General features: G+C 60.2%; 15 protein-coding genes and 2 tRNA genes. 6 read left to right on the plus strand and 11 right to left on the minus strand.

Annotation, left to right across the window (positions count from 1 at the left end; all coding sequences use genetic code 11):
• Positions 1-107 precede the first annotated feature (107 nt).
• Positions 108-1,166, minus strand: a complete 1,059-nt coding sequence (gene dinB, locus C4J88_RS21615; protein ID WP_124371739.1) for a DNA polymerase IV — start codon at positions 1,164-1,166, stop codon at positions 108-110.
• Between the two features lie 278 nt (positions 1,167-1,444).
• Between dinB and C4J88_RS21620 the strand changes: the two genes are divergently transcribed.
• The 4 genes from C4J88_RS21620 (at position 1,445) to C4J88_RS21635 (ending at position 6,070) form a co-directional block, all read left to right on the plus strand.
• A tRNA-Met gene (locus tag C4J88_RS21620) sits at positions 1,445-1,521 on the plus strand.
• Between the two features lie 270 nt (positions 1,522-1,791).
• A tRNA-Met gene (locus tag C4J88_RS21625) sits at positions 1,792-1,868 on the plus strand.
• Positions 1,869-2,147: 279 nt separating this feature from the next.
• A complete protein-coding gene (gene mprF / locus C4J88_RS21630; protein WP_124408071.1) occupies positions 2,148-4,790 on the plus strand; it encodes a bifunctional lysylphosphatidylglycerol flippase/synthetase MprF in 2,643 nt (880 codons plus the stop codon).
• Positions 4,790-6,070, plus strand: a complete 1,281-nt coding sequence (locus tag C4J88_RS21635; RefSeq protein ID WP_124408072.1) for a virulence factor family protein — start codon at positions 4,790-4,792, stop codon at positions 6,068-6,070. The genes mprF and C4J88_RS21635 overlap by 1 nt, the downstream gene beginning before the upstream one ends.
• Positions 6,071-6,216: 146 nt before the next feature.
• Here the strand turns inward: C4J88_RS21635 and recJ are convergent, their stop codons facing one another.
• The 3 genes from recJ to C4J88_RS21650 all read right to left on the minus strand — a co-directional run bounded on the left by recJ (position 6,217) and on the right by C4J88_RS21650 (position 9,301).
• On the minus strand, positions 6,217-7,926 hold the full coding sequence (gene recJ / locus C4J88_RS21640; RefSeq protein WP_124408073.1) for a single-stranded-DNA-specific exonuclease RecJ: 1,710 nt from the start codon (positions 7,924-7,926) through the stop codon (positions 6,217-6,219).
• 267 nt (positions 7,927-8,193) lie between these two features.
• Entirely contained in the window at positions 8,194-8,736 is a 543-nt protein-coding gene (locus C4J88_RS21645) for a YaeQ family protein (RefSeq protein ID WP_124408074.1), read from the minus strand.
• A 280-nt stretch (positions 8,737-9,016) separates the two neighbouring features.
• Entirely contained in the window at positions 9,017-9,301 is a 285-nt protein-coding gene (locus tag C4J88_RS21650; RefSeq protein ID WP_124364253.1) for a DUF3509 domain-containing protein, read from the minus strand.
• Between the two features lie 312 nt (positions 9,302-9,613).
• On the opposite strand from C4J88_RS21650, the gene C4J88_RS21655 reads away from it, so the two are divergent.
• Entirely contained in the window at positions 9,614-9,814 is a 201-nt protein-coding gene (locus C4J88_RS21655) for a hypothetical protein (protein WP_057723913.1), read from the plus strand.
• An 87-nt stretch (positions 9,815-9,901) separates the two neighbouring features.
• Here C4J88_RS21655 and thrC read toward each other — a convergent pair whose 3' ends face one another.
• The 4 genes from thrC to xerD form a co-directional block, all read right to left on the minus strand.
• Positions 9,902-11,311 (minus strand): threonine synthase, encoded by a 1,410-nt coding sequence (thrC, locus tag C4J88_RS21660; RefSeq protein ID WP_124368229.1) that lies wholly within the window; start codon positions 11,309-11,311, stop codon positions 9,902-9,904.
• 66 nt (positions 11,312-11,377) lie between these two features.
• Positions 11,378-12,682, minus strand: coding sequence for a homoserine dehydrogenase (locus tag C4J88_RS21665; protein WP_124368230.1), 1,305 nt, complete (start codon positions 12,680-12,682; stop codon positions 11,378-11,380).
• Positions 12,683-12,811: 129 nt separating this feature from the next.
• Positions 12,812-13,543, minus strand: coding sequence for a thioredoxin fold domain-containing protein (locus tag C4J88_RS21670; protein WP_057723916.1), 732 nt, complete (start codon positions 13,541-13,543; stop codon positions 12,812-12,814).
• A 140-nt stretch (positions 13,544-13,683) separates the two neighbouring features.
• Positions 13,684-14,580 (minus strand): site-specific tyrosine recombinase XerD, encoded by an 897-nt coding sequence (gene xerD / locus C4J88_RS21675; RefSeq protein ID WP_124368231.1) that lies wholly within the window; start codon positions 14,578-14,580, stop codon positions 13,684-13,686.
• 108 nt (positions 14,581-14,688) lie between these two features.
• Between xerD and C4J88_RS21680 the strand changes: the two genes are divergently transcribed.
• Positions 14,689-16,488, plus strand: coding sequence for a sodium:proton antiporter (locus C4J88_RS21680; protein WP_124408075.1), 1,800 nt, complete (start codon positions 14,689-14,691; stop codon positions 16,486-16,488).
• 75 nt (positions 16,489-16,563) lie between these two features.
• Here the strand turns inward: C4J88_RS21680 and rplS are convergent, their stop codons facing one another.
• The 3 genes from rplS to rimM are packed head-to-tail and all read right to left on the minus strand — an operon-like array spanning position 16,564 to position 18,251.
• Complete coding sequence (gene rplS, locus C4J88_RS21685; protein WP_003175895.1) at positions 16,564-16,914, minus strand: 50S ribosomal protein L19; 351 nt, start codon at positions 16,912-16,914, stop codon at positions 16,564-16,566.
• 45 nt (positions 16,915-16,959) lie between these two features.
• Positions 16,960-17,733: a tRNA (guanosine(37)-N1)-methyltransferase TrmD gene (gene trmD / locus C4J88_RS21690; RefSeq protein WP_177412756.1), complete on the minus strand. Its 774-nt coding sequence runs from the start codon at positions 17,731-17,733 to the stop codon at positions 16,960-16,962.
• Positions 17,715-18,251, minus strand: coding sequence for a ribosome maturation factor RimM (gene rimM / locus C4J88_RS21695; RefSeq protein ID WP_124364258.1), 537 nt, complete (start codon positions 18,249-18,251; stop codon positions 17,715-17,717). Before rimM ends, trmD begins: the two co-directional genes overlap by 19 nt.

The following is an 18,251-nucleotide window of genomic DNA, read 5'->3' on the forward strand; positions in this document are numbered from 1 at the left end:
GAGCTTGCTCGCGAAAAACTCACAGGCACCGCGTTCTTCCAGGAAACACGCGTTATCGTTGACGTTTTTCGCGAGCAAGCTCGCTCCTACAGGAGGCACCCGGTTTTTTACCAGGAAAACTCGAGCTGTTCGTTACCGCTGCTCAAATCCAGCAAGCGCACGCCAATCCCCAACAACCGCACCGGCTTCCCACCACGGTTGAACGCCTGGGTCATCAGCTGTTGATAACTCTCCAGGTCCCGCCCTGCCCCGGCCTGCTCCAAAGTGGTCTGGGTAAAGTCATGAAACTTGACCTTCACGAACGGCTTGCCCGCCCGGTAGCTGCTGTCGATACGCGCCATGCGCCCGGCCAGGGTGTCCATGAGTTCGGGCAGTTTTGCCAGGCAGCTTGAAAGATCCGGCAAGTCCACATCGTAGGTATTTTCCACGCTGATCGATTGCCGCCGGCTGTCGTTCTGCACCACGCGGTCATCGATCCCACGGGCGAGGCTCCAGAGGCGCTCACCAAAACTGCCGAATTCGCGCACCAGCGCCAGCTTGTTCCACTCCCGCAATTGCAGGCAATCTTCAATGCCCAGGCGCGCCAGCTTGTCGGCAGTGACCTTGCCGACCCCATGCAACTTACTCACCCGCAACTGGGAGACGAAATCTTCGACCTGATCCGGGGTAATCACAAACAGGCCGTTGGGCTTTTTCCAGTCGCTGGCGATCTTGGCCAGAAACTTGTTGGGCGCCACGCCCGCAGACACGGTGATGTGCAATTGATTGGAGACACGCCGGCGAATGTCCTGGGCGATGCGCGTGGCACTGCCGCCAAAGTGCGGGCTGTCGGAGACGTCGAGGTAGGCTTCATCCAGCGACAACGGCTCGATCAAGTCGGTGTAGTCGCGAAAGATCGTCTGGATTTCCTTCGATGCTTCTTTATAGGCATCCATGCGCGGCTTGACGATCGTCAGGTCCGGGCACAACTTCAACGCGTGACGGGATGACATCGCCGAGCGCACCCCATACGCCCGCGCTTCGTAATTGCACGTAGCGATCACCCCCCGCCGATCTGCCGAACCGCCGACAGCCAAGGGTTTTTGCGCCAGGCTCGGGTCGTCGCGCATCTCGATGGCGGCGTAGAAGCAATCACAGTCGACGTGGATGATTTTGCGCTGCGTCATATAAACGGGGTGTGGACCAACGGATGGCCAGTATCGCATTCACCCCTGTATATAGCACCAGTAGTTTGAATCTTCTGCCTGAGCGGTACGAAATATCGCAGATGAATTTGTTTTCTCAATCGAATTCAGCCCTCCAATAGAGCTGAAAGCCTCGGCCCGACTGGCTCCGCGCCCCTACCACGCTCGCCTTGGAGAGCTAAGCGATTGAACCACAAGCGCTTTTCTTCTATTTTCGGGTTGACACACTCGCGATCCTCTGTAGAATGCCGACACACAGACGCGGGATGGAGCAGTCTGGTAGCTCGTCGGGCTCATAACCCGAAGGTCGTCGGTTCAAATCCGGCTCCCGCAACCAAACATCAAAAAAGGCTACTCGAAAGAGTGGCCTTTTTTGTGCGCGCCTGTTTTACCTCCCCTCCTGTAGGAGCGAGCTTGCTCGCGAAAAACTTCAACACACCGCTGGCTATCTGAAGCGCTGCGTTATCGTTGACGCCTTTCGCGAGCAAGCTCGTTCCTACAATGAAAGTGGCAAGGCCTTGATTTTGAATAAATCACCGTTAATTTGAGCCATCGACTCATTAACGGTTGACACCTCGTCGCTGGACTGTAGAATGCCGCCCACAGACGCGGGATGGAGCAGTCTGGTAGCTCGTCGGGCTCATAACCCGAAGGTCGTCGGTTCAAATCCGGCTCCCGCAACCAAACATCAAAAAAGGCCACTCGAAAGAGTGGCCTTTTTTGTATCCGGTGAAAAAGTTCTTCTGAAACAATGGCATGGCATCTTTCATGAAACCGTAGACGGTTTGTAGAGTCCATCCCATTGCACGCTATGCTCGATGCTCAAGCGCTACCCTCTACGACCAATGGCCGCAGTCGCCCCACTCGGTGATCCGCGTTAATATTTGTAATTATTTTGTCCATAGGGATTGGTAACTTGGCTGGATACCTCCATCCTGTCGCGCACAATCCACGAGGTGATTGATGCGCGCCAACTCGTCTGAACCACACGACACTGTCACAGCGGAACAACCGATCGCTCCCACTCGATTGCGTTGGCTGGATCTGTTGAGCAAATATCGTCAACCCATCGGCCTGGCCGTTACGTTGCTGCTGTTTGCAATTGCCCTGATCGCCTGCCGACACCTGCTGCTGGAACTCGACCTCTACGCGCTCCATGACTCGATCCTGGAGGTGCCTAAACCGGCCTTGCTCGGCGCGTTCGCGGCAGCGGTGGCCGGCTTCATCATTCTGTTGGGCTATGAATTTTCCGGCGCACGTTACGCCGGCGTGAAACTGCCCGCCAAGACCCTGGCCCTGGGCGGCTTCACTGCCTTTGCCATCGGCAACGCCATCGGCCTGTCGATGCTCTCGGGCGGCTCGGTGCGCTACCGTTTATATGCACGCCACGGCATTGGTGCGTCGGAAGTCGCCCACATGACCGTGTTCGCCAGCCTGGCGCTGGGCTGCGCGCTGCCGCCACTGGCCGCGTTGGCCACGCTGAGCAACCTGCCGGCGGCATCGACCTACCTGCATTTACCGCAGAGCCTGTTGGGCGGTGTCGCCGGTGCGGTGCTGCTGTTGTCGGCCATGCTGTGCATCGGTATCTATCGCCGTCGCCTGCCGGAACAACCCTATCCGGATAACCTGCTGGTCAAGGCCGGGCGCCGCACCCTGCGCCTGCCTGGTCGTCGCCTGACGTTCCTGCAACTGATCATCACCGCGCTGGACGTCGCCGCCGCAGCCGCTGTCCTTTATCTGCTGCTGCCCGAAGCACCGCCTTTCGGCCCGTTCCTGTTGGTGTACCTGCTGGCCCTCGCCGCCGGCGTGCTCAGCCATGTACCGGGAGGCGTGGGGGTTTTCGAAGCGATCCTGCTGGCAGCCTTCGCCGACAAACTCGGCGCTGCGCCACTGGCTGCTGCCCTGCTCTTATACCGGATGATCTACGTGGTGTTGCCGCTGCTGATCGCCTGTATCTTCCTGCTGATCAACGAGGCCCAGCGCCTGTTCCAGACTCAGCAGGGCCTGCGCGTCGCATCCGGCCTTGCGGCACCGGTGCTGGCCGTACTGGTTTTTTTGTCCGGCGTGGTCCTGCTGTTTTCCGGCGCCACGCCGGAGATCGATTCACGCCTGGAAAACATCGGCTTCCTGATTCCCCACCGCCTGATTGACGCGTCGCACTTCGGTGCCAGCCTGATCGGCGTGCTGTGCCTATTGCTGGCCCAAGGCCTGCGTCGACGTTTATCAGCCGCCTGGATGCTGACCATGGTGTTGCTGCTAGTCGGCGCCCTGCTCTCACTGCTCAAGGGCTTCGACTGGGAAGAAGCCAGCCTGATGACCATGACCGCCGTGCTGCTGGCGATCTTCCGGCGCTCGTTCTACCGCGCCAGCCGCCTGACCGAACTGCCCTTCTCGCCGCTGTACCTGGTGGCCAGCGTCTGCGTGTTGGGCGCGTCGATCTGGCTGTTGCTGTTTGCCTATCAAGATGTGCCTTACAGCCATCAACTCTGGTGGCAGTTCACCCTCGATGCCAACGCCCCGCGCGGCTTGCGCTCGTTGCTCGGCGCCGCCGTATTGCTGGTGATCGTGTCGCTGACCTGGCTGCTGCGGACCGCGCGCCCGGTGATCCACCTGCCGACCCCGGATGAGCTGGAACGCGCCAGCAAGATCCTGATGGCCTCTTCCCAACCCGACGGCGGCCTGGCGCTGACCGGCGACAAGGCGTTGCTGTTCCACCCCAACGATGAAGCCTTCCTGATGTACGCCCGTCGCGGGCGCAGCCTGGTGGCGCTGTATGATCCGATCGGCCCGACTCAACCGCGCGCCGAGATGATCTGGCAGTTCCGCGACCTGTGCGACATTCACCACGCACGGCCGGTGTTCTATCAGGTACGCGCCGAGAACCTGCCGTACTACATGGATATCGGCCTCACTGCGATCAAGCTGGGCGAAGAAGCCCGGGTCGACCTGAAACGCTTTGACCTGGAAGCCAAGGGCAAAGAGATGAAGGATCTGCGCTACACCTGGAACCGTGGCACCCGGGACGGCCTGTCCCTGGAGATCTGCGAGCCGGGCACGGCGCCGATGGATGAATTAAAAGTTATCTCGGACGCCTGGCTAACCGGTAAGAATGTGCGTGAAAAAGGCTTCTCCCTGGGCCGCTTCAGCGACGACTACCTCAAGCACTTTCGGATCGCGATCATTCGCTTCGAAGGGCGTCCGGTGGCCTTCGCCAACCTGCTCGAGACGTACAACCATGACCTGGCCAGTCTCGACCTGATGCGCGCCCACCCGGACGCGCCGAAGCTGACCATGGAGTTCATGATGGTCGGCCTGATTCAACATTATAAAAACCACGGCTACGCCCGCTTCAGCCTCGGCATGGTGCCGTTGTCGGGCCTGCAACCACGGCGTGGCGCGCCACTGACCCAACGCTTGGGCTCGATGGTGTTCCGCCGTGGCGAGCAACTGTATAACTTCCAAGGTTTGCGCCGCTTCAAAGACAAGTTCCAGCCTGACTGGGAACCCCGTTACATGGCCGTGCCCGCAGGACTTGATCCGCTGGTGGCACTGGCCGATACCGCCGCCCTGATCGCGGGCGGCTTGACTGGATTGGTGAAACGCTGATGATTCGACGCTCCTGGCGGTATGTATTGGCCTTTGTTGTGCTGCTCGCGCTGATCCTGGGCGGCGGCTATTGGTACTGGAACCGCCCTGCCCCACAGCCGACCCTGGAGCAATTGCCCCAGGCCGACGGTTCGATGATGACCCGCGTGACCCCGGCCAGCGCCGCCAAAGCCCGCGTGGCGGTGGCCGTGATGGCCGACGAAACCCTCACCGACAGCCAACTGATCGCCCTGAGCCAGGGGGGCGCGGCGCAGATCGTGCAAGTGGTGCTGCCTAAAGATGACTGCGCCCTGCAGGAGAAGGCGCTGCAAAGCGCCCTGGCCCAGCTTAAAGGCCCGGCAACCCTGGTCAGCGGCATCGGCCCTGGCGCGGCGCTCGCCTGGCGCTGGCTGGCCACACAGAACGACGACAAGGCCAATGCCATCTCCGTCGGCTTCGCCCTGAAACAGGAAGGCTGCAACGACCCGCTGCCGAAAACCGCCGCCCATGGCAACTGGCTGGTGGCGTGGAACGACAACCCTGACGATGAAAGCGCCAGTTTCGTACGCGACACACCGCGTGCCACCACCAGCATCAGCGACTACGACATTCATTACCCGCAAGTGCTGAACAACGAGCTGCGCAAGCAACTGGTGGGTTCGGACAACGGCGGCCTGGCGATTCCGGTGGTGGAAGTGCCGGCAGGCCAAGCCAAGGACACCGTGACCCTGTTCCTCTCCGGTGACGGCGGCTGGCGTGACCTGGACCGCGACGTGGCCGGCGAGATGGCGAAGATCGGCTACCCGGTGGTCGGCATCGACACCCTGCGCTATTACTGGCAGCACAAGACCCCGGAACAAAGCGCCAAGGACCTTACCGAGCTGATGCAGCACTACCGGCAGAAATGGGGCACCAAGCGCTTCGTGCTGACCGGTTATTCGTTCGGCGCCGACGTCCTGCCGGCCATCTACAACCGCATGCCGGCAAACGAACAGCAACGGGTCGACGCAATCATCCTGCTGGCCTTCGCCCGCACCGGCAGCTTTGAGATTGAAGTGGAAGGCTGGCTGGGCAACGCCGGCAAAGAAGCCGCGACCGGCCCGGAAATGGCCAAGCTGCCAGCGGACAAAGTGGTGTGCATCTACGGCGCCGAGGAAGTCGACGAGAGCGGCTGCACCGACAAGACCGCCGTGGGCGAAGCCATCAAGCTGCCCGGCGGGCATCACTTCGATGAGAACTATCCGGCGCTGGCCAAGCGGCTGGTGGATATCATCGTCAAGCATCAGGCCAAAGCCGAATAAGCAGTACACAAAACCAAATGTGGGAGGGGCGGTGCGACGATTCGACTTGCTCCCGATAGCGGTGGATCAGTCATATGAACAGTGACTGACACTCCGCCATCGGGAGCAAGCCCCCTCCCACATTTGTATCCCGGTGTCAGTTGGATCTAACGCGGTTCGATATGCGCAATCATCAACTGCACCGTTTCATTCCCGCGATACTCGTTCACATCCAGCTTGTAGGCCAACTCCACCCAACGCACCGTCGGGTTCGGCCAGACTTCACGGTCGACCCCAAACGCAATGCCATCGAGCTTCACCGAGCCACATTCGCTCTTGAGCACCACCTTCAAGTGCCGCTCGCCGACCACCCGCTGCTCCACCAACTGGAACACGCCGTGAAACAATGGCTCGGGAAAGTGCTGCCCCCACGGGCCGGCATGGCGCAGTGCGCGGGCCAGTTCCAGGTGAAACTCTTCCACCGCCAGGGTGCCGTCGGAGAGCAGCCGACCGGTGAGGTCTTCTTCGCGCAGTTGCCGACGCACTTCGGCATCGAAGGCTTGCGCAAATAACGGAAAATTCGCTTCGGGCAGGGTCAGGCCTGCCGCCATCGCGTGACCGCCGTACTTGGCGATCAGGTTGGGATGCTGGCTGGCAACTACCGCCAGCGCGTCCCGGATATGAAAGCCCGGCACAGAACGCCCAGAGCCCTTGAGCAGGCCATCACCGGCATCGGCAAAGGCGATGGTGGGACGGAAATAGCGCTCTTTCATGCGCGACGCCAGAATCCCGATCACCCCTTGGTGCCACTCCGGATCAAACAGGCACAAGCCGTACGGCATCGATTCGACCGGCAAATCCTTGAGCTGGGCCAGGGCTTCGCGCTGCATGCCTTGCTCGATGGATTTGCGGTCCTGGTTCATGCCATCCAGTTGCGCGGCCATTTCCCGTGCGGCAGCAATGTCCGTGGTGAGCAGGCATTCGATGCCCAGGCTCATGTCATCCAGGCGCCCGGCCGCATTCAGGCGCGGGCCAAGGATAAAGCCGAGGTCGGTGGAGGTGATACGGGCATGGTCGCGCTTGGCCACTTCAAGGATCGCCTTGATCCCCGGGCGCGCCCGACCGGCACGAATACGTTCCAGGCCCTGATGGACGAGGATGCGGTTGTTGGCGTCCAGCGGCACCACGTCGGCAACGCTGCCCAGGGCCACCAGGTCGAGCAACTCACCAATGTTCGGCTGCGGGCTGTTGTCGTACCAGCCCAGACTGCGCAAGCGCGCGCGCAGGGCCATCAACACGTAGAAGATCACGCCGACACCGGCCAGCGCCTTGCTGGGGAAGGTACAGCCCGGCTGGTTCGGATTGACGATCGCGTCCGCCGCCGGCAGTTCATCGCCCGGCAAGTGGTGATCCGTCACCAGCACCTTCAACCCCGCCGCCTTCGCCGCCGCCACGCCCTCGACGCTGGAGATGCCGTTATCCACGGTGATCAGCAACTGCGGCTCGCGCTGCAGCGCCACCGCCACGATCTCCGGCGTCAGGCCGTAGCCATATTCGAAGCGGTTGGGCACCAGGTAATCGACGTGGGCCGCACCGAGCAAACGCAGGCCCAGTGTGCCGACGGTACTGGCGGTGGCGCCGTCGGCATCGAAGTCACCGACGATCAGGATGCGCTGGCGCTGCTCCAGCGCCGTGACCAGCAGGTCGACAGCGGCATCAATGCCCTTGAGCTGCTGATAGGGAATCAACCGCGCCAGGCTCTTGTCCAGCTCGGCTTCCGATTGCACCCCGCGCGCGGCGTAGAGACGGGTCAGCAGCGGTGGCAATTCACCGAGGAAAGGCAGGACGGCAGGCAAGGGACGGGGTTCGATACGCATACGGTGGGGATAACTTCTCTACTGATTCAACGGATAAACAACAGTTCTTCAAACAACACAAATCACTGTGGGAGGGGGCTTGCCCTAATGCCAGTCAGTTAAGCGTACACCGCCGTCTGTAGGAGCGAGCTTGCTCGCGAAAAACGTCAACGATAACGCGTGCTTTCTGAATGAACGCGGTGCCTGTGAGCTTTTCGCGAGCAAGCTCGCTCCTACAAAAAGCCTTAACTGACTGGCATTAGGGCAAGCCCCCCTCCCACACTTGTTTCAACCGCGCTCGCCAACCAGCCATTCCAGCTGCACTTCATGCTGGCCACGGTCATCGGTGACGAAGATCGTGCCTTCGCTGATCATCACATCCCACTTGATCACGCGCGGCATGTCCTTGGCCAGAACCTCAAGGATTTCCTGGGGCACGGCAGCGATGTGCACGTTTTTCAGGTTTTTCGCCACCGGCACGACCTTGCCTTCCCACACGCGCAGGCTGCCATACGCCAGCAGGCTGGTACGTTCGGTACGGCGCGAGCACCAGGTCAGGCGGTCGGCATCCGGCTGGCCGACTTCGATCCAGTGCAACACCCGGTCATCCAGGCTCTTTTCCCACAGGGCCGGCTCGTCGACGTCCGACAAGCCACGGCCGAACGCCAATTGCTCGTTGTACCAGAGGGCGTAGGCCAGCAGGCGCACGGTCATGCGTTCTTCGGTTTCCGAAGGGTGGCGGGCGATGGTCTGCTTGACGCTCTCGTACACCGAACGGTCAAGGTCGGTGAGGTTGAGTTCGAATTTGTAGGTCGTGGACGGCTGGGCCATGAACGGGCTTCTAGGACAAGGAAAGGCGACCAGTCTAACCGATGGCGAGGTCATTCAACGAATACTGCGCGCCAGCCATGACCCGTTTGCGTTCGCAGGGCGCGCTGTGCCAAATCCCAGGCAAAAAGAAACCCCGAGGAGTGGGGAGACAACTCGGGGTTAAACGTGATCTACAAAGACCAGTACAACAAGCCACAAACACCGGAGCACAATGTTTGCTCTTGCTGTTACAAACTCTGACCGGCCGTGTTGTAGGAAGTTTCGAAGGATAAATAATTCTTCATGCGCAGACCGGGTTTCGTGTCATGGCGGCATTTCGCAAGGCTGCGATGACCGAGGGTTCGAGTCGACCTTCAGCGATTTTCAAATCGCGCAGCAGACAATCCACCACATCCACCAGCGCGCGCTTGTCGGTCAGCTGAGCGCGGTTGACTTCGCGCTCGACCATGATGGCGCCGCCGGGGTTCTTCACGGTCACCAGGCATTCGCCCTGCACACCAGAGGTGGTCAGCGTAACCAGATAAGGGCTCAGTGCTTCTTCGAGCAATAGGCTGATACTTTCCATCTCGATCACCACTCAATAGTTCGGGAACAATCGTTTCAACGGGTGCTGCATCTCTCCTAAGTGACTGGTCGTAACGTAGGAAAGTTCGCTTTTTCGTCTTTCAAGGGTTGTGCGGGGATGACGTATCCAGCATGCGCTTGCAACATGACAGGTAAAAAACGGCAGCACATAACTGCTTACGCAATGGGTTGCGGTTTTGGGGTAAGCCGAGCGCGCAGGCGAGGAGTGAATCCTATACTCGGTGAGCGCTGTTCACCCTGCCGTGCGGGCAGAGTGCATGTCATGAGACCCTTATCACGAAGGATGAAGAGGATGCTGGAACACAATGAACAACAAGCGTCGATCGAGAAAATTCACGCGGACATATCACGCATCTATGCCGAACAACGCAAGTTCAATGCTGAAGTCCACAAGATAACCCGTGAGATCTTCTGGTACCCCGTGGGCATCGCAATAGGCTTCTTTACGGCTGTTGGCACAGTAATGGCGCTGGCCCATAAGCTACTCACGTAGACGATATTACTGGCGGGCCTGCCAGAAACAAAAAAACGCCGCTGACCCTGGGAAGGGAAAGCGGCGTTTTTGTCTATGCGGTGCGCCTTACAGCGGCTTACCCCGATTGCCATGCTGGCTGACAAACGCCTGCACCGCCTTCAGGTCGTTGGCCAACACCGTGTAACGCTCTTCGCGCTCAAACAGATCAGTCAGGTGCTTGGGCAGCTCCAAGGCCTTGCCGACACCGGCCTGCTCCACCGCTTCCGGGAATTTGACCGGGTGCGCGGTGCCCAGGATCACCATCGGGATATCCAGGCTGCGACGGCACTCGCGGGCGGCTTTCACTCCGATGGCGGTGTGCGGGTCGAGCAGCTCGCCGGTCTGGGCATAGACTTCAGCGATGGTTTCGCACGTCTGCGCGTCGTCCACTGCCAAGGAGTCGAACAGCTTGCGAGTTTCGGTCCAGCGCTCTTGCTCGACGCTGAAACCGCCACCTTGCTTGAAGCTGTTCATCAGCTCGGCCAGCGCCGCGCCATTGCGACCGTGCATGTCGAACAGCAGGCGTTCGAAGTTCGACGAGACCATGATGTCCATCGACGGCGACAGCGTGGCGTGCAGGGTTTCCTTGACGTACTGGTTGCCGCTCATAAAGCGGTGCAGGATGTCGTTGCGGTTGGTCGCGACGATCAACTGATTGATCGGCAGGCCCATGTTGCGTGCCAGGTAGCCGGCGAAGATGTCGCCGAAGTTGCCGGTCGGCACCGAGAACGACACCGAACGCGCCGGGCCGCCCAGCTGCAGGGACGCGTGGAAGTAGTAGACGATCTGGGCCATGATCCGCGCCCAGTTGATCGAATTCACCGCCACCAGGCGTGTACCTTTGAGGAAGCTCTGGTCGGCGAAGCTGTTCTTGACCATTTCCTGGCAGTCATCGAAGTTGCCGTCGATGGCGATGTTGTGGATGTTTTCACCAAACAGGGTGGTCATCTGGCGACGCTGCACTTCCGACACGCGCTTGTGCGGGTGCAGGATGAAGATGTCGACGTTTTCGCAGTGCTTGCACCCTTCGATGGCCGCCGAGCCGGTGTCGCCGGAGGTGGCGCCGATGATCACCACGCGCTCGCCGCGTTTCTCCAGCACGTAGTCCAGCAGGCGACCGAGCAATTGCAGGGCAAAGTCCTTGAACGCCAAGGTGGGGCCGTGGAACAGCTCAAGCACCCATTCGTTGCCGTTCAGCTGGCGCAGGGGCGCGATGGCGCTGTGGGAAAATACGCCGTAGGTTTCTTCCAGGATCTTCTTGAAGTCCGCATCCGGAATGCTGCCGGTGACGAACGGGCGCATCACCCGGAACGCCAGTTCGTGGTACGGCAGGCCGGCCCAGGAAGCGATTTCTTCCTGGGTGAAGCGCGGCAGGTTTTCCGGCACGTACAGGCCGCCGTCGGTGGCAAGGCCTGCCAGCAGAACGTCTTCGAAATTCAGGGCCGGTGCCTGGCCGCGGGTGCTGATGTAACGCATGACTGGCTCCTCTAAAACATTCTCGAACAGGGGCCGCCAAACGCTCGGGGCCCCTGGAACAATCGGTTAGTTCAAGTGCTCGACGCGGATACGAACGACCGGGCCCACTACACCTTGCAAGGCTTCCAGTGCAGCGATGGCATCGTTGATATGCTGCTCGAGCACGCGATGGGTCAGCAGGATCATCGGCACCTGGCCGTTCTGCTCCTCGACTTCCTTCTGCATGATCGATTCGATGTTGATGCCGCGCTCCGACAGGATGCTGGCCACCTGGGCCAACACGCCCGGATGATCCTGGGCCTGGATGCGCAGGTAGTAGGCACTTTCGCAGGCTTCGATCGGCAGGATCGGGTGGGCCGACAGCGAATCCGGCTGGAAGGCCAGGTGCGGCACGCGGTTTTCCGGGTCGCTGGTCATGGCGCGAACCACGTCCACCAGGTCGGCGATTACCGATGAAGCGGTCGGCTCCATGCCGGCGCCGGCGCCGTAGAACAGGGTGGAACCGGCGGCGTCACCGTTGACCATCACCGCGTTCATCACGCCATTGACGTTGGCGATCAGGCGGTCGGCCGGGATCAGCGTCGGGTGCACACGCAATTCGATACCGGCCGGGGTGCTGCGCGCCACACCGAGGTGCTTGATGCGGTAGCCCAGGGCCTCGGCGTAATTTACGTCGGCGGTGGTCAGCTTGGTGATGCCTTCGGTGTAGGCCTTGTCGAACTGCAGCGGGATGCCAAAGGCGATGGACGCCAGGATGGTCAGCTTGTGGGCCGCATCGATGCCTTCCACGTCAAAGGTCGGGTCGGCTTCGGCGTAACCCAGGGCCTGGGCTTCGGCCAACACGTCTTCGAAGGTACGGCCCTTCTCGCGCATTTCGGTGAGGATGAAGTTACCGGTGCCGTTGATGATACCGGCCACCCAGTTAATGCGGTTGGCAGACAGGCCTTCACGGATCGCCTTGATCACCGGGATGCCGCCGGCCACCGCCGCTTCGAACGCCACGATCACGCCCTTCTCACGCGCCCTGGCGAAGATCTCGTTGCCGTGCACGGCGATCAGCGCCTTGTTGGCGGTGACTACGTGCTTGCCGTTGTCGATGGCCATGAGCACCAGCTCGCGCGCCACGGTGTAGCCGCCCACCAGCTCGATGACGATATCGATTTCAGGGTTGGTGGCCACGGCGAACACATCGTGGGTAATCGCAATACCGGTCGTTTCGAACTGAGGCTTTGGCGAACGCGTGGCAATCTGCGCCACTTCAATCTCACGCCCTGCACGGCGGGAAATTTCTTCAGCGTTACGCTGAAGTACGTTGAAGGTGCCGCCACCGACGGTCCCTAACCCACAGATGCCTACTTTGACCGGTTTCACTGAAGAACTCCCCATGAAACGGCCGACTCAAGGTCGGCCGTGGAACACAGCCGCCCAACGGCGGCTCTCAATTAATGACCCGTCGACGGTTCGGCGGGCGATGCTCGTCAAAGGCTCGACGATAAATGCTTACTTGGCACCCAGTGCCAGTTTGGCAACTTGTGGTGCCGGCTGGTAGCCCGGAATTACCTGGCCGTCGGCCAAAACGATGGCCGGTGTGCCGTTCACGCCGATGGACTGGCCCAGGGCGAACTGCTTGGAAACCGGGTTGGCGCATTTGGCCGCCTTGATTTCCTTGCCGTCGACCATCTTGTCCATGGCCGCCTTCTTGTCGGCCGAGCACCACACCGCTTGCAACTGCTCATCACCCGGCGAGCCCAGGCCCTGGCGCGGGAACGCGACGTAGCGCACTTCCACCCCCAGCTTGTTCAGCGCAGGCACTTCGGCGTGCAGCTTGTGGCAGTACGGGCAGGTGGTGTCGGTGAACACCGTGATGTGGGTCTTGGTTTCACCGATGGCCGGGTACACCACGGTTTCAGCCACGGGAATACCGTTGATCAGCTTGGACACGCCAAGGCGCTCGGCTTTCTCGGTCAGGTTGACCGGCTTGCCGTCCTTGAGCTGGAACAGGTAGCCCTGGACGATGTACTGGCCGTCGGCACTGGCGTACAGCACGCGGCTGCCCTTGAGCTTGACTTCATACAGGCCGGCCATCGGGCTGGCGCTGATGCTTTCGATGGGAGTGTCGAGCTGCAGGTTGACCAGACTCTTGCGAATGGCCTGCTCGGCTGCGTCATCAGCGACGGCAAAGGTGGAAACCAACGCAATAGCTGCGGCGGCAATAATCTGGGTCAAGCGCATGGGAACTCCTGAAGGCAGATGCAGGGACGGTGCAGGTACGCCGATTGGAAAATGGGGGTGTGACCGTCGCCTTTGCGAACCGACAAAGCCTACCACAGTTGGGCCGCAGGGCAGCCCGTGGCAGGGTAAATTGGGATTTTTCAGCCGCGCGGATGGTGCTTGGCGTGCATATCCTGCAAGCGCGCCCGCGCGACATGGGTGTAAATCTGCGTGGTGGACAGGTCACTGTGCCCGAGCAGCATCTGCACGACACGCAAATCCGCGCCATGGTTGAGCAAGTGCGTGGCGAATGCATGGCGCAGAGTGTGCGGCGACAGCGTCTTGCCGATCCCGGCGACCTTGGCCTGATGCTTGATGCGGTGCCAGAAGGTCTGGCGGGTCATCTGCTCGCCGCGCAGGCTGGGAAACAGCACATCACTGGGGCGGCCACCGAGCAATTCGTTACGCGCATCACGCATGTAACGCTCGACCCACACAATCGCTTCCTCACCCATCGGCACCAGGCGCTCCTTGCTGCCCTTGCCCATCACCCGCAACACACCCTGGCGCAAGTTGACCTGCTCCAGGGTCAGGCTGATCAACTCGGTCACCCGCAGCCCGCAGGCGTAGAGCACTTCGAGCATGGCGCGATCGCGCTGGCCGATGGCTTCACTGAGATCGGGAGCGGCCAACAGGGCCTCCACGTCAGTTTCCGACAAAGATTTAGGAAGAGGCCTACCTAATTGCGGCATATCGACTTGTAGAGTTGGATCGATCGCGATGAGTTTTTCACGCAACAGATAGCGATAAAAGCCGCGCACACCGGAGAGAAATCTCGCGGTGGATCGCGGCTTGTAATGTTGCTCGAGGCGCCAGGCCAAGTGATCGAGGATCAGCTCTCGCCCGGCATTGATCAACTCCAGGTTTTTCTCCTGCAACCAACCGTTGAACAGGGCCAGGTCGCTGCGGTAAGCCTGGCGGGTGTTGTCCGAGAGGCCTTTTTCCAACCAAAGGGCGTCAAGGAAGCGGTCGATCAGCGGGTGGTCAATGGCAGGCATGGTTACTCAGGCGACGCGGCAAGGGGCTTGGCGCCATTTTATTTAGTGAACTGTGGCAAGGGCCACCAGTCTTTCATAGCCCGCTACTTCTAGGAACAGGAAGCTTTAATGAACGAACAACAGATCTTGTTGGCTTTCGGCGGTATCGGTGTGGCCGCGCTCGGCTGCCAATGGCTGGCCTGGCGCCTGAAGTTGCCGGCGATTCTGTTTCTGTTATTGAGCGGAATTCTGGCGGGGCCGGTACTCGGCTGGCTCGACCCGCAGGAAATGTTCGGCCCATTGCTGATGCCATTGGTGTCGCTGGCCGTCGCATTGATCCTGTTTGAGGGTAGCCTGACGCTGCATCTGTCGGAATGGAAGGAAATCGGCAGCGTGGTGCACCGACTGGTGACCCTTGGCGCACTGACGACCTGGGCGGTGATCACCCTGGCAACCCACTGGCTGTTGGGTTTCGACTGGCTGCTGGCGCTGCTGTTCGGCACCCTGACGCTGGTCACAGGCCCGACCGTCATCGTGCCGATGTTGCGCGTGGTACGCCCCAAGGCGTCCATTGCCAACATCCTGCGCTGGGAAGGCATTGTCATCGACCCCATCGGTGCGCTACTGGCCGTGGTGGTCTACAGCTTTATCATCGCCAGTGCTTCGGGCGATGGCCTGAGTCACAGCCTGCTGACCTTTGGCGGCGTCATCCTCTGCGGCAGCCTGTTCGGGATTGTCGGGGGCTGGGTGCTAGGCCTGGTCATGCGCCGCCAGTGGTTGCCGGAATACCTGCATAATCTGGCCACCCTGGCGGCGGTGCTGGGGGTGTTCATCGCCTCCAATCAGGTCATGCATGAGTCCGGCCTGCTGGCGGTGACCCTGATGGGCATGTGGATGGCCAACATGAAGGGGGTGGACGTGCGTCACATCCTGCACTTCAAGGAGAACCTCAGCGTACTGTTGATTTCCGGCTTGTTTATTCTGTTGGCGGCGCGCCTGGACCTGAACGCATTGGTTGCCCTGGGGCCGTTCGTACTGATTCTGCTGCTGATCATTCAGTTCATTGCGCGCCCGCTGAACGTTGCAGTGTCGACCGTCGGCTCGAAACTGAACTGGCGCGAGCGCGCACTGCTGGCCTGGATCGCCCCGCGCGGGATTGTGGCCGCGGCGGTGTCGGCCATTTTTGCGATTCGCCTGGATGAGGCCGGCCACGAAGGTGCGTTGTTGCTGGTGCCGCTGACATTTGCGGTGATTATCGGCACGGTGGTGCTGCAAAGCGCGACTGCGCGTCCTCTGGCCCGCTTGCTGAAAGTAGCCGAGCCCGCGCCAAGCGGCTTTCTGATCGTCGGTGCGAACGGCCCGGCACGCATCCTCGGCAAAGCCCTGCAACAGCTTGGCAGCCGAGTGCTGCTGACCGATTCGAGCTGGGAAAACATTCGGGCCAGCCGCATGGAAGGGCTGCCGACCTACTTCGGCAACCCGGCATCACAGCATGCCGAGTCGCATCTGGACCTGGTCGGTCTCGGGCATTTGCTCGCGCTTTCCCCTTCCGGCGAGTTGAATGCGTTGGCCACCATGCGCTTTCGTCATGACTTCGGGCATCGCCTGTTCGCCTTGGCCAACAGCCAGGAAAGCCGTCGCACCGACAAGCACCGGGCCAGCGGCGAGCATCGCGGGCACTTGCTGGGCAGTCAGCCGCTGAGCTACACCAAGCTTGCCAGCCTGTTGGGGCAAGGCGCCGAACTGTATACCACCCACCTGACCGATGGGTTTGGCTGGAGCGATTATCAGGCACTGCACGGGGAACGGGCGACACTGCTGTTTGCCCGCGATAGCAGCGGCTGGGTGCATGTGGTCACGCCAGAGAGCGATATGAAACCGCTGGCGGGATGGACATTACTGGCAGTCATTCAGCCTGGTCAGGCCTAGCAGGGCGCACTGCACAAATCGCAGGCACAAAAAAGCAGCCCGTAGGCTGCTTCTTTCTGCATCGGGAAGCTGGACTTAAGCCAGTTTTTCCTTGATGCGAGCTGCTTTACCGGACAGGTCACGCAGGTAGTACAGCTTGGCTTTGCGTACGTCACCGCGACGTTTCACAGCCATGCTGTCGATCTGCGGGCTGTAGGTCTGGAAAGTACGCTCTACGCCAACACCGTTGGAGATTTTACGAACAGTGAAAGCACTGTTCACACCACGGTTACGCTTGGCGATTACCACGCCTTCGAACGCTTGCAGACGCGAACGGTCGCCTTCCTTCACTTTCACCTGAACGACAATGGTGTCGCCCGGGGCAAAGGTAGGGATCTCTTTGGTCATCTGCTCTGCTTCGAGTGCAAGGATGATTTTGTTAGTCATGCTGTGCTCCTAAGGTAAGTCAATGGACCTACCATCGATACGTTGTTAACTATCGTCCCGCGCGAGGATGTATTCCTCGAGCAGCTTCTTCTCTTCTCCAGAAAGCGAGCGGCTTTCCAGAAGATCGGCGCGTCGTTCATAGGTCCGACCAAGGGACTGCTGTAAACGCCAACGCCGGATGTGTGCGTGATTGCCACTTAGCAATACGTCGGGAACACGCTGATCCGCATACACCTCCGGACGGGTGTAGTGCGGGCAATCCAGCAAACCATCCGTGAAGGAATCTTCCTCCGCAGAGTCCGCATGCCCTAAAGCTCCAGGCAGCAGTCGTGTAACCGCATCTATCAGGACCATCGCCGGCAGCTCACCGCCAGACAGGACATAGTCCCCAATCGACCACTCTTCATCGACATGAGCTTCAATAAACCGCTCGTCAATGCCTTCATAGCGGCCGGCAATCAGGATCAGTGCTTCCTCATTTGCCAGTTCGCGTACCGCAGCCTGTTTCAGCTGACGGCCTTGAGGGGACAGGTAAATTACCTTCGCCTTCTCCCCGGCGGCGGCCTTGGCCTCAACCAACGCGTCTTCCAGGGGCTTGATCTTCATCACCATGCCCGGGCCACCGCCAAATGGGCGATCGTCCACAGTGTGATGCCGATCCGTCGTGTAGTCTCGCGGGTTCCAACAGGTAAGCTGCAACAGCCCCTGCTTCACCGCCCGACTGGTGATGCCGTACTCGCTGATGGCGGAAAACATCTCGGGAAACAAACTGATCACTTCAATGCGCAAAGTAGCCACGCTTAGAAGTCCGCGTCCCATTCCACCTTCATCTCGCCCGCTGCCAGGTCGACGGCCAACACGCACTGCCCGGTATAGGGCAACAGGCGTTCGCGATCATCCAGGCTGCCAGCGCAAGGCTTGACCACCATTACATCATTGGCGCCAGTTTCCAGAAGATGATCGATTTTCCCCAGCAATTGCCCGAGTTGATCAATAACCTTCAGACCTTCCAGCTGGTACCAGTAGTACTCGCCGTCGGTCAATTCAGGGAACAGGTTGCGCGGCACGCAGATCTCATAACCGGCCAGAAGACGCGCTTCTTCACGGTCATCAAGACCCTTGAGCTTTGCGACCAGGAACTTGTCGTTCCCGCGTCCACTGACCAGCTCGACCTGTTTCACACTACCTTCGCGCTTGAGCGTCCAGGTTTTGTACTGCAACAGGTTTTCAGTCGGATCAGTAAAGGAATACACCTTCACTTCGCCGCGAACGCCATGAACAGAGTAAATCTTGCCGATAACGATCAAATCATCAGCAACAGCTGGCGTCGCGTTCAT

This window comes from Pseudomonas sp. R4-39-08 (assembly GCF_003852275.1).
In the GTDB taxonomy this organism is placed as follows: Bacteria; Pseudomonadota; Gammaproteobacteria; order Pseudomonadales; family Pseudomonadaceae; genus Aquipseudomonas.

Excerpts from the sequence above, each read along its gene's own strand:
- dinB (WP_124371739.1), bottom strand. The coding sequence starts at position 1,166 with ATGACGCAGCGCAAAATCATCCACGTCGACTGTGATTGCTTCTACGCC.
- mprF (WP_124408071.1), top strand. The coding sequence starts at position 2,148 with ATGCGCGCCAACTCGTCTGAACCACACGACACTGTCACAGCGGAACAA.
- C4J88_RS21635 (WP_124408072.1), top strand. The coding sequence starts at position 4,790 with ATGATTCGACGCTCCTGGCGGTATGTATTGGCCTTTGTTGTGCTGCTC.
- recJ (WP_124408073.1), bottom strand. The coding sequence starts at position 7,926 with ATGCGTATCGAACCCCGTCCCTTGCCTGCCGTCCTGCCTTTCCTCGGT.
- C4J88_RS21645 (WP_124408074.1), bottom strand. The coding sequence starts at position 8,736 with ATGGCCCAGCCGTCCACGACCTACAAATTCGAACTCAACCTCACCGAC.
- C4J88_RS21650 (WP_124364253.1), bottom strand. The coding sequence starts at position 9,301 with ATGGAAAGTATCAGCCTATTGCTCGAAGAAGCACTGAGCCCTTATCTG.
- C4J88_RS21655 (WP_057723913.1), top strand. The coding sequence starts at position 9,614 with ATGCTGGAACACAATGAACAACAAGCGTCGATCGAGAAAATTCACGCG.
- thrC (WP_124368229.1), bottom strand. The coding sequence starts at position 11,311 with ATGCGTTACATCAGCACCCGCGGCCAGGCACCGGCCCTGAATTTCGAA.
- C4J88_RS21670 (WP_057723916.1), bottom strand. The coding sequence starts at position 13,543 with ATGCGCTTGACCCAGATTATTGCCGCCGCAGCTATTGCGTTGGTTTCC.
- xerD (WP_124368231.1), bottom strand. The coding sequence starts at position 14,580 with ATGCCTGCCATTGACCACCCGCTGATCGACCGCTTCCTTGACGCCCTT.
- C4J88_RS21680 (WP_124408075.1), top strand. The coding sequence starts at position 14,689 with ATGAACGAACAACAGATCTTGTTGGCTTTCGGCGGTATCGGTGTGGCC.
- rplS (WP_003175895.1), bottom strand. The coding sequence starts at position 16,914 with ATGACTAACAAAATCATCCTTGCACTCGAAGCAGAGCAGATGACCAAA.
- trmD (WP_177412756.1), bottom strand. The coding sequence starts at position 17,733 with ATGGGACGCGGACTTCTAAGCGTGGCTACTTTGCGCATTGAAGTGATC.
- rimM (WP_124364258.1), bottom strand. The coding sequence starts at position 18,251 with ATGAACGCGACGCCAGCTGTTGCTGATGATTTGATCGTTATCGGCAAG.